A 13,395-nucleotide genomic window follows, 5' to 3' on the forward strand; every position below is an offset into this window, starting at 1 on the left:
AATATGGGTCTTATTAAAGTAAAATTTCCTGATGGAAATAATATATTTTCTGTAGAATCACCAGAAGCTGAACAAATAGAAAATGTAAAGATTAGTAATAAAAGTGTTTCATTTGATAAATCCGTATCGGAAGATGGTTGTACGGAAATATCATTAAATCTTGATGAGGTTTTTCCCTCAGGTATTTTTTTCAACTTAACTTTTTTTGATTTAGAAGAGCACAAGATTAATATAAAAACAAATACAGAAGGGATAGGTTCTTTTTTTGGAGCAGTACAAGGAGTTTTTAAATTAGAAAATAATCAGGTACAATTGAAATTTCTACATTTTAATGATCTTTTTGAACAAGTAGTAGATGCTCCAATTTTACAAGTGAAAAACTTATACGATTATACAAACCAAGCACTGAACAGAAAGGCAATAGATGATAGTTCTGAGTTATTAGTTATTTCTATACAAGAAGATACCTCAGTTAATCATATTGTTCCTTTAACTTATGAGAAAGACAAAATATTTATTTCTACAAAATATTTAACCGGGCTTTTTGACATAAAGGTTATTTTATTAAAGAATGAGCATATTTTTTTAATTTCGCCTACTTTTACAGTTACAAATGAGGATTGTATATTCATAAGTCAAACACAAAAATATTTAGGTGCTTGGGATAACGAAATAAAGTATGAAAGCACTAAAGAAGGTCAGCTATCATTTCATGTTGAAGGTGATACAGATATAAAACAAATTCTCCTGTTGACTGATAATATGTTAGCAGAACTACATAGGGTAGATGTTTCTAAGACATTTTTAGTGTCTAACTTTCTTTCTGAAAATATGAGGACAGCTTATTTATTACTACAAAACTCTCAAGGCTTTTATATAAAGAATCTTGAGGGCATTATTATAAATGGAGAGAAGATTGCTTCGTATTTCGTTGATATAACCAAGTATAACTTTAATAAAAACCATTTAAAAAACACTGTACCTTTATCTGTAAAGAATATTGCCATTAAAGGAACCACTTTACAGTTTTCTTTAGATACGGAAGAAAGTTATATTGAAAGTGAGACTCCTTTTTTGTTAATTAAACAAAGGAATAAAGGGATGATCTATTATATTCATGGAACAAGGTTAGATACCGATTTATATTTTGATTTTTATTATTTATTAGAAGAGTTTGAAAATAAAAATGGTTTAAGATGGGATATCTATTTAATAAACGACCCTAAAAGTACAGTGAGTTATCAACTTGGTCTATTTACAGAAACTATTTTGAAAAAGCCAAAAAGGTTTTTCCCTCCTTTTAAACAAGAATTTGAAAATAATTCAACCTACAAGAGATATACGAGGGTTTATATTACTGTAAATAATGAATTAGCTTTAGTAAAAAATAATATTTCTAACCTCATAAAAGAAGAATTTAAGCTAAAGCCTAAGGTTGTTGATTTTACTATGAAAAGAAATATAGTTAATTTACAGATAGATGTAATTTCGCCTTATATCCAAGATATAAAGTTGGATTCTCTACAACTTATTCAAAGAAATAAAGATAGTTTAAATGTGAGAAATTTCCCTATAAAACAAAATAATACTTCTATTGGTAAAAAAACTATAGAAAGCACAATTAATCTCGAAACTGCTAATTTGGGACCTTTATATTGGGATCTATATGTCACAATTATAAGCAATGGAAAACCCCTTTTTGTAAAAGTAAGTTCTATTAAAAAAGAGATTGGATGGGATATTAACCAAACAATTTCTAAGTACCAATATAGTATTAATAATACAAATATAATATATCCGTATATAACATTATCGAATGAACTTTCATTTACTTATCGTGAAAGAGAGTTTTACGAAAACCGTTATTATTTACTCAAAGAAAATTTAGCATATTTGTTTGTGCAACTTTTTTATAAAAATTTCTCTAAAAGGGAAATTTGGCTAGCTTTTGAAAAGCTCGCTGTTTCTGCGCATGATAGTGGCTATTATTTTTTTGATTATGTATATAAAAACAAAAAACATGACGATTTTTATTATATCATTCAAAAAGACTCTCCAGAGCTGAAAAATTTAGCTGATAAAAAAGATAAAGTCGTTTATTTTATGTCATTCAAATATTTTGTTTATATGTTTGCTGCAAAACTGTTAGTTTCTTCAGACACAAAGCGTAATAGTTATAACTTAAAATTAAAAAAGAGTAAACTTGCAAAAGTACTTACAAATAAAAATTTAGTATATTTACAACATGGAGTTAATGGTCTAAAACGTGTGCCTGATTTTCATAAAAATAGAGGGGTTTTTGACTTAGTTATCGCTCCTTCGGAATTTGAAAAACAAATGATAACTGAAAAATGGGGCTACGATGAAACAGAAGTTGCCGTTACTGGGCTAGCAAGATGGGATGGCTTAGTAGATAAGACAGATGAGGTTTCTTACAGACAGATTTTCTTAATGCCTACATGGAGAACATGGATGGATAGTATGGATAGAGAACAGTTTGTTGAAAGTGAATACTTCCAAAAGTATAATGAACTTCTTTCTTCAGAAAGGCTTCACAAACTTTTGGAAGAATATAATGTGAAAATCAAGTTTTTCTTACACCCCAAATTTCGTGATTATATTGATTTATTTGATAGTAAATCACCAAATATAGAAAAGTTTGGTTTTTTAGAAACCTCAATAGATGAAATGATTATGAAAAGCTCATTAATGATATCTGATTATTCAAGTGTTATATGGGAAATGTTTTACTTAAAAAAACCATGCGTCTTTTTTCATTTCGATAAGAATAAATACTTAGAATATGAAGGTTCATATATGAATTTTGATACAGATCTATTTGGCGATGTTGCTTATAAAACTTCAGACTTAATTGATATTATTGAAGGTTATATTCAAAATGGGTTTAAGGAAAAGAATAAGTACGCTAAAATGAGAAATGATTATTTCACTTTTATGGATAAACATAATTCAGAACGTATTTATGAAGCTATAGAAGAAAACAGGGATTGGCTTATTAATGATTCATTAAAAATACCTAAATTTAAAGTTAGTCATCTTGTACCTTATGGTGTAAGAAGAAAATTACTTAATTGGAAACGCAAAATTTTAACATGATAAGTAATTAAAATGATGTGTTTAACCTTACAACTAGGAGACGAAAAATGAAACAAACTAGGAATTTATTTTACTTAGCAAACTCATTTAGTGAAGACTCAGGTGGAAGAACTCAAGCAACTTTTACAAGAGCAAAAATGCTAACAGACTTTTCTGATAGTTCTTTTATTTTAACTTTTAATTTTAAAAGAGACTATGGAAAAATATATGACATTGTTAGAAAAAAAAGGAACATTCCCTTATCGGTTTCTTTTTTAAATATGTATGAATTTTATGCTGGAGAAGAATTATATAGAGGCCTTGAAACACAAAAAGTTATTTATGAAAAAGATCCAAAATATTCTTATGAGTATATTGAGAAAAAAAATGCATATAAGGTATACGATAATGGTATACAAGTACAATACGTTCAATTAGATGATGACGGCACTTGTGTATATAAAGATTTCTTCGATGATAAAAAAAGAAAACTAAAGAGAGAAACATACGATAGTTTAGGTAACATAAAATTGGTTTCTTATTTAGATGTAATAAATAAGAAAGCTCTTAGAAAAATTTATTATACAGGAAATGAGAGAGTATACCTTTATATTGATTACGATAGAGTGTCTTTTGATACAGTGCAATGTATAACCTTTGATAAAAATGGATACTTCTATAAAAAATTTACAAACGAAGAAGAAATGGCTAAATTTTGGCTTGCCGAGTTAAATTCAAGCTATCCAAATAGTATATTCTTTATTGAAGATCGGAAATTAGATAAATCAGTTATAAGTAATCCATATTCTACGGAAGAGTTTAAATCTGTTGCTGTAATTCATAGTAGTCATCTAAAAAAACCTTATAATTTTGGCGCTAAAATTAATCAATTTAATGGAGAACTATTAAAAGACACTTCTGATTGTTCCGCTGTGGTATTACTTACTAGACAACAATTAAAACATGTACAAAATCAGTTTGGTTTACAGCCTAATTTATATCACATTCCTCATGTTAAATTAGAACAAGAAAAGGAGTTCAATGTTAAAAAAAACATCTATAAGATTGTGGTTTTGTCAAGATTTGTAGAGATGAAAAGGATTATGGATATTTTAGAAGCGTTTAAATTAGCTGTTGAAAAGGTTGCTGATGTAAAATTAGAAATTTGGGGGTCAGGGCAAGAACAAGAAAAGTACCAAGAATTTATTGACGAAAACCATTTACAAAATTTTGTGTCTATAAAGGGTTATACAAATGAGCCTCGCAAAGTATTATATTCCGCTGGTTTATCAATCATTACTTCAAGGTATGAGGGTTTTGGTATGACTATATTAGAAAGCATGGCTAGTCAAACTCCAGTATTAGCTTATAATTTTAATTATGGACCGAAAGAATTGATAGATGACGATATAAACGGGTATATAGTCGAAAATGGGAATGTAGCCGAGCTAGCAAACCAAATCATTAAAGCGTATAAAGATAAAAATACTTTAAAAGAAATGGGAAAGGCGGCTAAAGAAAAAGCTTCTAAGTTTAATGTAGAAATAATTAAACAAGAATGGATAGAATTGATTAGAAAAATTGAAAATCAATCACCGAAAAATAATGACAGAATAATGAAACAAGTTATTTTGTTTTCAGAAATTACAAACATATATAAAGAAAAAAATGAGAACAATGTGGAATTGAATTTTACGATACAAAATGAATTATCAACTGGTACTCCGAATAAAAATTATTATCTTTATTTGTCTAATTATTATGATTTGGAAAAGATTGGGAATCGTTATTTTGAACTTAACGTTATAGAAAATAGCAAGGAAAACAGTGAAACTTTAAGTGGGACTTTAACAATAAGTAAAGTAGTTTATAATGAGCTGCAAGAAATGACACCTAAGTTTTTATTAGGCGTTGGAAATGCGGATAACTTCTATTTTGTAGAAACCATTTGTTCTTGTGATTTATAAAATTTTATTTTTGGTTTTTAAATCTAGTTAGCAAGCAACTTTAATAAATGGATGTAAAGTAAGTACCACTCCTCCTTTTTATAAAAAGGAGGAGTGGTACTTACTTTTTTTATCCGAATCTTATAATATTTTTTTAAAGTTTAAATCAAATTTCTTATATAATATTAAAAAAAAACACTTACCTAAAATTTCATGGTATAATCAATAAGAATCTAATAATTAAGAAAGGCTATGCGAAAGGGATTTGTGGATTATTTAAAAGGGTGGCTTAGCAAAAAGACTAATTTTATAGAAAATAAATAACAAATTAAATCATTAGCTTGAGGTGTAATTATGAATACAATAAATTCTTTAGAAGAAACTACAAGCTTAAAAGATAATTTTATTGTAACTGAAGAAGAAAATAATATTCAGTTTAAAGATTCCAAGATTATCTTTAAAGGCACAAATAATTATGTCTTTTTAGATAAAGACGCGCAATTAGTAGATACTACGATTACTTTCCATGGTAGTAACTCTGTATTGTATATAGAAAAGACCAGGAATAATAAAGTTCACTTAAAAGCTACATTATATAATCATTCTTTGGTGTTTTTTAATGAAGGATGTTCATTTAACAAACCTTTATTTCTAATTGCTTCTGAAGCCAAAGATATTATTGTTGGTAAAGATGTAATGTTTTCTTCGGGATGTTGGATCCGCAATTCTGATGTGCACTTGATATACGATGAATATCAAAGACGGATTAATGAAAGTAAAAGTATTCTTATAGGTGATCACGTATGGATAGGACAAAATGCTTCAATTTTAAAAGGTTCGTATATCGGCTCAGGAGCGGTTATAGGGCTTGGGTCCATCGTTGCTAAAAAAATACAATCTAACAGTATTAATGTAGGGAATCCGATTAAACGGATTAGAGAAAATGTTTTTTGGGATAGACAGTCTTCTCACTTCTTTACTGAAGAAGATACGAGACAACATGAATTTTATGAAACAGATTCTTCACAATATATATTTAAAGAAACAGATAATTTGGAAAAATGGTGGGAAAATATTACTGCAAAGCCTACCTTTACCAATCAATCTGAAGTTATGGGTTTTATAAAAAAAGTAACACACTTAAGACCGTTGGTTGTATTAGATTAATTAAATTAATCTTTGGTCCAAAATTCTTTATTCCTGAAGGGGAAATGACGATGAATAACTTAAGATACTTTGTAGAAGAAAATAAACTGATTCTTGCATTTACAAGTAATAAATCATCCTATGAATATACAGTTTCTCTAAAGCGTAGCGATAAGCAATTTGGTTTTCATCTTATAAATTATGAAGAATATGACGATTATAATCTTTATCAATTTGGTTGTTCTTTAACTTAGTTTGCTGAATTTTTACAGGAAAAAGAAAATTCAATGGTAAATTACGAAGACGATATAAATGAAGAAGAGGAAGAAGATCAAGAGAATAATGAGAAAACGTATAAATTTACTATTACAACGCAATATTTAAAATATAACAAAAAATTAGATACGATAAAGCGTGCGGAACATATCGTAAAATTGAATAAGAAAAAGTAGTCCTTGTTTAATTTGGACCATGTTTTTAATGAAGAAAATGATTTAATGTTTGTCCCTTACATTACAAAAAAAGGGGCTTTGGCTCTTTTAGTAAATAAAGAACTTGCGGATAGTCAATATTATCGAAGAAAGACGATTTCTAAAATTAAAGTTACAGAAAAAGAATTACATCTTCAGGGCAATTTGACTACTCGCTTTTTTGATATTGAGAGTGGAGAAATTCAATTAGTTGAAAGAGGTGGCGATCAGTCAATAAGTTTTCCTGTTTCAATTGTTCAAAATAAAAATCAAAAAGAGAACGCTTTTGCACGGAGACACCATTATGATTGGCATTTACCTATAGAAAAAATAAAATTGTATTTAGAAAATTTAGCCAAAAAAGAGGAATTAAGTATTGATTTCTTCTTTGTCTTATCATTAAAAGGAACGGATCAAGCCGTTAGGTTTCGGGTAGGGAACCCAAGGTTTTTGACAAATTATTTCATGAAGGGTGAAATGGCTATTTTTTCGGAGAAAGATAATCGTTGGCTTTCAGCTGTCCCTTATTTCACTTTGAAAGGCGTCAATCTTTCACTAACTTATAATCAATATGGAAAAGAAGCTTATGATTATTATCGGAAATATAAAAAGCATTGGAAGAGTGTAAAAAAGCAAGCAAAGAACCGTTCTGTGTGGATCATAGGGGAGCGTTCTTATAAAGCTCAAGATAACGGATACCATTTTTTCAAATATTTACGTACGAACCATCCAGAAATCGATGCCTATTATGTCATACAAAAGGACTCTCCTGAACGTAAACATGTTGCTCCGTTTGGAAATGTTATTGATTTTGGGTCTAAGGACCACTTTGAAAAAGTTATTCAAGCAGATTATATTTGTGGAACCCACCACCCGGATTCTTTGTATCCGATTCGTAGTAGAGAATATATTAAAAATATTTCAGCTAAAAAGATTTTTTTGCAGCATGGTGTTTTCGGAACAAAGAATATCGCTCCCATTTATGCAAAATGGGTGAATGAATTTTACACGGATCTATTTATTACAAGTTCAGAAAAAGAGCGGAAAATTGCTATGGTAGATATGGGATATCATGAGGAAGAAGTAGTGGCCACATGTTTAGCTCGTTTTGAAACATTATTTAAAAATGATCTTCCACTAAAACGGCAAGTTTTGATTATTCCTACTTGGCGAGATTGGATTACGAATAACCAAGTTTTTGAGGAAAGTGATTATTTTAAAAGGTATGAAGAACTACTCTTTGACCCGCGATTAAAAGAGTTTGCAGAAAAGTTTGATTTAGAATTGATTTTTTGCTTGCATCCGAATATGCAAGACTACGTGGGTTACTTTGAAAATGCACCTGTGACCGTGGTAAAACAAGGAGATCGAGATGTTCAAGATTTAATTAAAGAAAGTATGGTAATGCTTACAGATTATTCCAGTGTTGCATTTGACTTTAGTTTCTTGCACAAACCCGTTGTTTATTATCAATTTGATCGTAACCGATTTTTAGGCAAAAACCCTTCGCATTTGGATTTGGACAATGAGTTACCTGGAGACATTGCATTTGATGAGGATAAGGTTATTGAGTATTTATTTAAAATTGGTGAGGACAATTTTAAAATGGAGAATGAATATGTAGAAAAAGCTGATAAATTCATTATGTATCGTGATCGTTATTCAAATGAACGTATATTTAAAGCTATTCAAAATATTCCCCAACAAAATAAAATAAAGAAATTTCTTAGAGATGACCCATTAGCTCTAAAAGTCTTCTCCCGTTACAGACGTTCTAAGTACTATTTTCCTACCATGAAATTGTTTTATAAATTTTTAAGTCACTTTGGAAAAACAAATGATAGACAAATTGTATTTGAAAGTGGTGTAGGGAAAAGATATGAAGATAGCCCGCGTATGATTTATGAAAAAATGATAGAAAATCAGGAAGATTTTGATTATATCTGGATTATGAATAATAATGCACCCTTAAAAGCTAATCCTCAAACAAAAATTATAAAACGACTATCTCCTGATTATTATAAGTACCTAGCTACAAGTAAATATTGGGTAAATAATCAAAACTTTCCTACTTATTTAACAAAGCCGAAACAAACTCAGTATTTACAGACGTGGCATGGTACTCCTTTAAAGAAAATGCAACATGACCAAGATCAAATTGAAGGTAGAGATGAAGACTATCTGGCTCGTGTAACTCATGCAAAAAACCAATGGAGCGCGTTGGTGTCTCCTTCTTCCTACGCTACGCAGGCGTTTCGTTCTGCCTTTCAATATAATGGTCCAGTCTTAGAGCTAGGATATCCAAGAAATGATGTTTTTTATATGCCTAATTTAGATGAGAAAAGAGAAAGTATTCGTCGTAAATTGAATATTGATGAAGAGAAAAAAGTGATTCTTTATGCTCCTACTTTTCGTGATAATCAGAAAAAGGGGAAGAAGTTCACCATGAAAAATAAAATCAATTTTCGAATCTTTGAACGTCGCTTAGGAGAAGATTATGTTTTATTAATTAGAGAACATGTTGTAGTAGCTAGTAAGTTGATTATACCAGAAGAATTTCGACACAATATTATAAATGTGTCAAAATATCCGGACATTCAAGAACTAATGATAGCTTCTGATATGCTGGTTACAGATTATTCATCGGTTATGTTTGACTATGCGAATACAAATAAACCAATGTATTTTTACTGTTATGATTTGGATGAATATGGAGATATGCGTGGTTTCTATTTTGATTTAGAAGAACAAGCTCCAGGGCCAATTGTAAAAAACACATCAAATTTATTCAGATCAATTGCCAAAGAAGGGGAATATTGGGATAATTATGGAGAGAAATATCGAGCGTTTCAAAATCGTTTTGCACCTCTAGATGGACCTAATAGAGCAGAGAAGGTTTATAAAGCGTTTTTTAAAAGGTGATTAAAAGTCTTTTTAAAGTTTTTTAATCACCTTTTTATCCGAGAGTTTAAATGTGAATAGCAAAGGAGAATTATAAGTGGAAGTCTTGGAAAAAACAGAAATAAAAAATCAAGGGAAGTCGTACTCATCGAAGAAAAAGATTATTATTGTAGTCTTTATTTTCGCGCTAGTGTCTTTTTTAATGATATCACCTCAGCTTTACAAGCATAGTCTTATACTTGGTAACGATATGATGTTTCACTTTAATCGTTTTTATGAAGCTTATATGCAAATAAAGACGGGGGATTTTAACTATTTTCAATCCATTTTTAGTTTTGATCAATCCGGTAGAATTGTCAATGCACTTTACGGGCCTGATTTTGCTTATTTACAAGGATTATTAATGTTTTTGACAAAGAATTGGTTTCGCTATCAACTATTATCTTCTTTTCTTTGCTTTTTTATTGCTGGTATAGCTATGTTTTCTTTGACTAGAAAAACGAAAATGAACTATAAGCTTTCTGTATTTATTTCTTTGCTTTATATGAGTAGTTCAGTGATCTCTTATTACGCTTTGTCACAAAATATGACAAGCTGGGCCGCTGCCTTTCTTCCTTTTATATATATTCCAGCTATCAGAGTGGTCCAAAATTCCCAAAAGCCTATAAAACCTATAGAACTAGCTCTTGCAGTTACTAGCGTGGGATTTTTGCATAATTTGACACTATTTTTGGGAATCCTTTCAAGTGTCCCTTTTTATATTGTAGGTTTTGTTCGAACTAGTCATAAAAAAGAAATGATAAGAGATTTCTTTCTCGCTGTTTTACTGACAATTTTACTAAATATTAATACATTAATAGGTTTTGCAGAGGTTTATTTAACAAACCAACTTGTTTATCCCAATTTTTTTGAGGATGTTCTTTCTTATACAACTTATTTTGATATTGGTGATAATACTTATTCCAGTTTAGGACTCATTTTTTCTTGTGTTATGCTATTTCAAATCTTTTATTTGTTTATTAATTGGAAAAGTGTTTCTCTTTTGGAAAGACTACTTACAATTGTCGGTGCTATTTTCTTGCTGCTTTCTACGAACTTTTTACCATGGGAAGACATTTCCCAATATACCAATATGGTACAAATTATACAATTTCCAAGAAGATTTACTGTAGTCGCTTATGTGTTTCTTTTGATTGCTTTTGCTTTTACTTTAGAAAAAGGCATCAGAAATTTGGGGAATAAGCGGGAAAAAATGGTTTATCCCGTTTTATGTATGATTTCTTTTTTGATGATTGCTAATGTCAACTTGAAAGTGTTGCAAAGTGCTGAAGCTTGGGAAACAGATGATCCTACTGCAGCAGGAAATAATGGTGTTTGGACGACGACAGATGACCCGGACGAATTGCGGCAAGGATTTACTAGTGGGCAGTATGAGGATGTTTTTGAAGTGATAAAAAAACCTACCCCTGATTATCTACCTTTGTTAAATGGTACGACTCAAGAAGAGTTAGAAGAGCAAGGGGGGTATAATATGTATGATGAACAAGTTGTTAATAATGAACTTCGTGTGTCCAAAACAATTGATAATCACAATAATTTGGTTTTAACATGGGAAAGTAATGGGAATGAAGAAGAGACGTTACCAGCCGTTATTTATTCAAATAGTCAAATCAATTTTAATGGAAATCATTATACTTCAGAGCAGATATCAAAAACTACATTAGGCGCTCCTATTGTTCAATCGGAAAGTGGTACAAATCAATTTACGATTAGCTATGAACCATTGGTCAATACCGCTTTATTATTCGTAATAAAATTCTTTACTATAAGCTTACTCGTTATTTTGGCTTTTGTAAAAGGCATAAGAAAGTTTCTCAACGGTAAAAATTAAAACAGTGAATAAGACTTATATGGGATGATTCTTTATGAATAAAATTCTCATAGCTAAAAAGTGAATAAGAGTCGGTAAGGGGAGTTATTAATGGAAAATACGGATAACGTTGGGGTAGGCCGTAGAGTCACAAAAAAAAGAGAGAAACGAAAAGCAAAGAGCGGAAAAGATAACTTTTTCCTTTTGCTTGCCATTACTCTCTTTTATTTAGTCATTGCTTGGTTATTGGTTCTTTCTGGAGATGACTGGGCTTGGGGTGGAGATATTGGACAAGCCCGTTTGGAGAACCATTTTGACGAATATAACGGGCGGTATTTTGGTAATATTATTGAGATGATTATTACCCGAAGTATCTTTGCTCGACTGTTGATTTATTCATTTGTCAACACTGGAATTGTGTTTTTAATTAGAGAAATTTTGGATAGAAAAGTTGCCTATGTTTATTGTTTTTTATTGATTCTACTGTTATCTGTTAGTTTCTATAGCCAAACTTACGGCTGGTTAGCAGGATTTGCGAATTATAATACTTCAACTTTTCTATTTTTATTGATTATTTACTTCGTTCAAAAAAATAGGAATAGCTTTTTTTTATGTGGGAGCATTTTTGTTTTATCTTTGCTGACACAGCTTTTTATTGAGAATTTAACCATTGCTAGTATCTTAATCGCAGGTATTGGTTTAATAACAGCTATCATGTTAAATGAACAAATACTTCCTTATATCAGCTGGCTAGCGGGAGCGGTTGTCGGTGCGTTTATCATGTTTTCCAATAGCGCTTATCATATGGATAATAATATGCGGGGTTTTTCAAATGCTGATTTTCATACTTTTAATTCCACGCTATTAACGGAGTGGTCAGAATTATATGTTAAACATAATGCTTTGCTATTAGTTTTATTTAGCACCGCAATGTATTTATTGTCTAAAAACAAATCTTTAGAAAAATTATTGTTATTTTTTATACCATCTGGCTACTTTATGTTGCGTTATTTATTTAATATCTCTTGGCAACAACAGTCAATAGTGGTTTTAGTATTTGAATTACTTTTAATTATTAATTTCTTAGGGACACTAATCGTTGTCATTAGTCAGTCCCAGATCCCTTTTTCTAGTAAGCGTCGTTCGTTTAGTTATATTATTATTTCTTTATTATTAATTGCTCCCTTTCTGATTGTCAGGCCTTATGGCCCAAGAAATATTTTGACTTCTTATGTATTTTTAGGTCTAGCTTTATTTGAATTGCTGAGATACACAAAAATAGACTTTACTAGTCGATGGAGTAAAAAAATTGCGTTAATACTTGTAGCTTGCCTAACTCTTTTTTTTTCTTGATCTACATGGAATAAATAAATTTGAAGATAGCCAACGAATAGCTCAGTTAAAGCAAGAGGTGAATTCTGGCGAAGAAGAGGTAGAACTGAAACGTTTGCCATATGAATTTATAGGTCATGATTTAACACCACCAGATGGCAGTGTTCAAGGGGATCGGCAAAAAATGCATCATAATATTTCTTTAGATACAAGGTTTAATATTGTAAACTATCATGATTCTTCGTTAGATAGACTATTAGAAAACGAACAATGAAACATTATTTGTAATTTTTTATAGAATAATAGAAAGGAAAAAATTTAAAATAATAAAAAGATATCCTGAATGATTTATAAATTTTTCCAAGAATGATTCAATCATTGGTATGCTCATTTTTCTAAAAGTTTAGTTGCTTCACCTTCTGGGTGTACAAAAAGAACGCACTTCGTGTTATTGTAAAGTCGACAAAACATAACAATAAAGGAGTGCGTTCTTATGTCTATTACTTTACAACAAAATTCTCTTACATTCAATGAGCAAAAAGTCATCTCAATAGCCAACGACGGTGGTACCTTAACCAATGACGCGGGGCTCGTCTTACTTTCGGAGTTTCTAAATCAAATTCATTTTGATTCA

The 13,395-nt window shown here is 30.2% G+C and carries 9 protein-coding genes and 1 pseudogene; all 10 read left to right on the plus strand.

Annotated elements, in window-relative coordinates:
• Positions 1 to 3: 3 nt before the first annotated feature.
• Entirely contained in the window at positions 4 to 3,117 is a 3,114-nt protein-coding gene (locus G577_RS0103190; protein WP_028789933.1) for a CDP-glycerol glycerophosphotransferase family protein, read from the plus strand.
• Positions 3,118 to 3,164: 47 nt separating this feature from the next.
• Positions 3,165 to 5,063 (plus strand): glycosyltransferase, encoded by a 1,899-nt coding sequence (locus G577_RS0103195; protein WP_028789934.1) that lies wholly within the window; start codon positions 3,165 to 3,167, stop codon positions 5,061 to 5,063.
• A gap of 333 nt (positions 5,064 to 5,396) precedes the next feature.
• Positions 5,397 to 6,209 carry an acyltransferase gene (locus G577_RS10955; RefSeq protein ID WP_051176606.1) on the plus strand — a complete coding sequence of 271 codons (813 nt, stop codon included), beginning with the start codon at positions 5,397 to 5,399 and terminating at the stop codon, positions 6,207 to 6,209.
• Between the two features lie 50 nt (positions 6,210 to 6,259).
• Entirely contained in the window at positions 6,260 to 6,442 is a 183-nt protein-coding gene (locus tag G577_RS0103205; RefSeq protein ID WP_028789935.1) for a hypothetical protein, read from the plus strand.
• Between the two features lie 33 nt (positions 6,443 to 6,475).
• Positions 6,476 to 6,640: a hypothetical protein gene (locus G577_RS11975; RefSeq protein WP_155988478.1), complete on the plus strand. Its 165-nt coding sequence runs from the start codon at positions 6,476 to 6,478 to the stop codon at positions 6,638 to 6,640.
• A 12-nt stretch (positions 6,641 to 6,652) separates the two neighbouring features.
• Positions 6,653 to 9,580: a CDP-glycerol glycerophosphotransferase family protein gene (locus G577_RS10960; RefSeq protein WP_155988479.1), complete on the plus strand. Its 2,928-nt coding sequence runs from the start codon at positions 6,653 to 6,655 to the stop codon at positions 9,578 to 9,580.
• Between the two features lie 76 nt (positions 9,581 to 9,656).
• On the plus strand, positions 9,657 to 11,450 hold the full coding sequence (locus G577_RS0103220) for a hypothetical protein (protein ID WP_028789936.1): 1,794 nt from the start codon (positions 9,657 to 9,659) through the stop codon (positions 11,448 to 11,450).
• A 90-nt stretch (positions 11,451 to 11,540) separates the two neighbouring features.
• Positions 11,541 to 12,782 carry a hypothetical protein gene (locus G577_RS0103225; protein WP_028789937.1) on the plus strand — a complete coding sequence of 414 codons (1,242 nt, stop codon included), beginning with the start codon at positions 11,541 to 11,543 and terminating at the stop codon, positions 12,780 to 12,782.
• A 58-nt stretch (positions 12,783 to 12,840) separates the two neighbouring features.
• Positions 12,841 to 13,035 (plus strand): hypothetical protein, encoded by a 195-nt coding sequence (locus G577_RS0103230; protein WP_028789938.1) that lies wholly within the window; start codon positions 12,841 to 12,843, stop codon positions 13,033 to 13,035.
• Positions 13,036 to 13,254: 219 nt separating this feature from the next.
• A pseudogene (locus G577_RS12685) lies at positions 13,255 to 13,395 on the plus strand (IS1380 family transposase); the annotation flags it as partial.

This window comes from Tetragenococcus muriaticus DSM 15685 (assembly GCF_000423785.1).
Classification (GTDB): Bacteria; Bacillota; Bacilli; order Lactobacillales; family Enterococcaceae; genus Tetragenococcus; species Tetragenococcus muriaticus.

Excerpts from the sequence above, each read along its gene's own strand:
- G577_RS0103190 (WP_028789933.1), top strand. The coding sequence starts at position 4 with ATGGGTCTTATTAAAGTAAAATTTCCTGATGGAAATAATATATTTTCT.
- G577_RS10955 (WP_051176606.1), top strand. The coding sequence starts at position 5,397 with ATGAATACAATAAATTCTTTAGAAGAAACTACAAGCTTAAAAGATAAT.
- G577_RS0103205 (WP_028789935.1), top strand. The coding sequence starts at position 6,260 with ATGAATAACTTAAGATACTTTGTAGAAGAAAATAAACTGATTCTTGCA.
- G577_RS0103195 (WP_028789934.1), top strand. The coding sequence starts at position 3,165 with ATGAAACAAACTAGGAATTTATTTTACTTAGCAAACTCATTTAGTGAA.
- G577_RS11975 (WP_155988478.1), top strand. The coding sequence starts at position 6,476 with ATGGTAAATTACGAAGACGATATAAATGAAGAAGAGGAAGAAGATCAA.
- G577_RS0103225 (WP_028789937.1), top strand. The coding sequence starts at position 11,541 with ATGGAAAATACGGATAACGTTGGGGTAGGCCGTAGAGTCACAAAAAAA.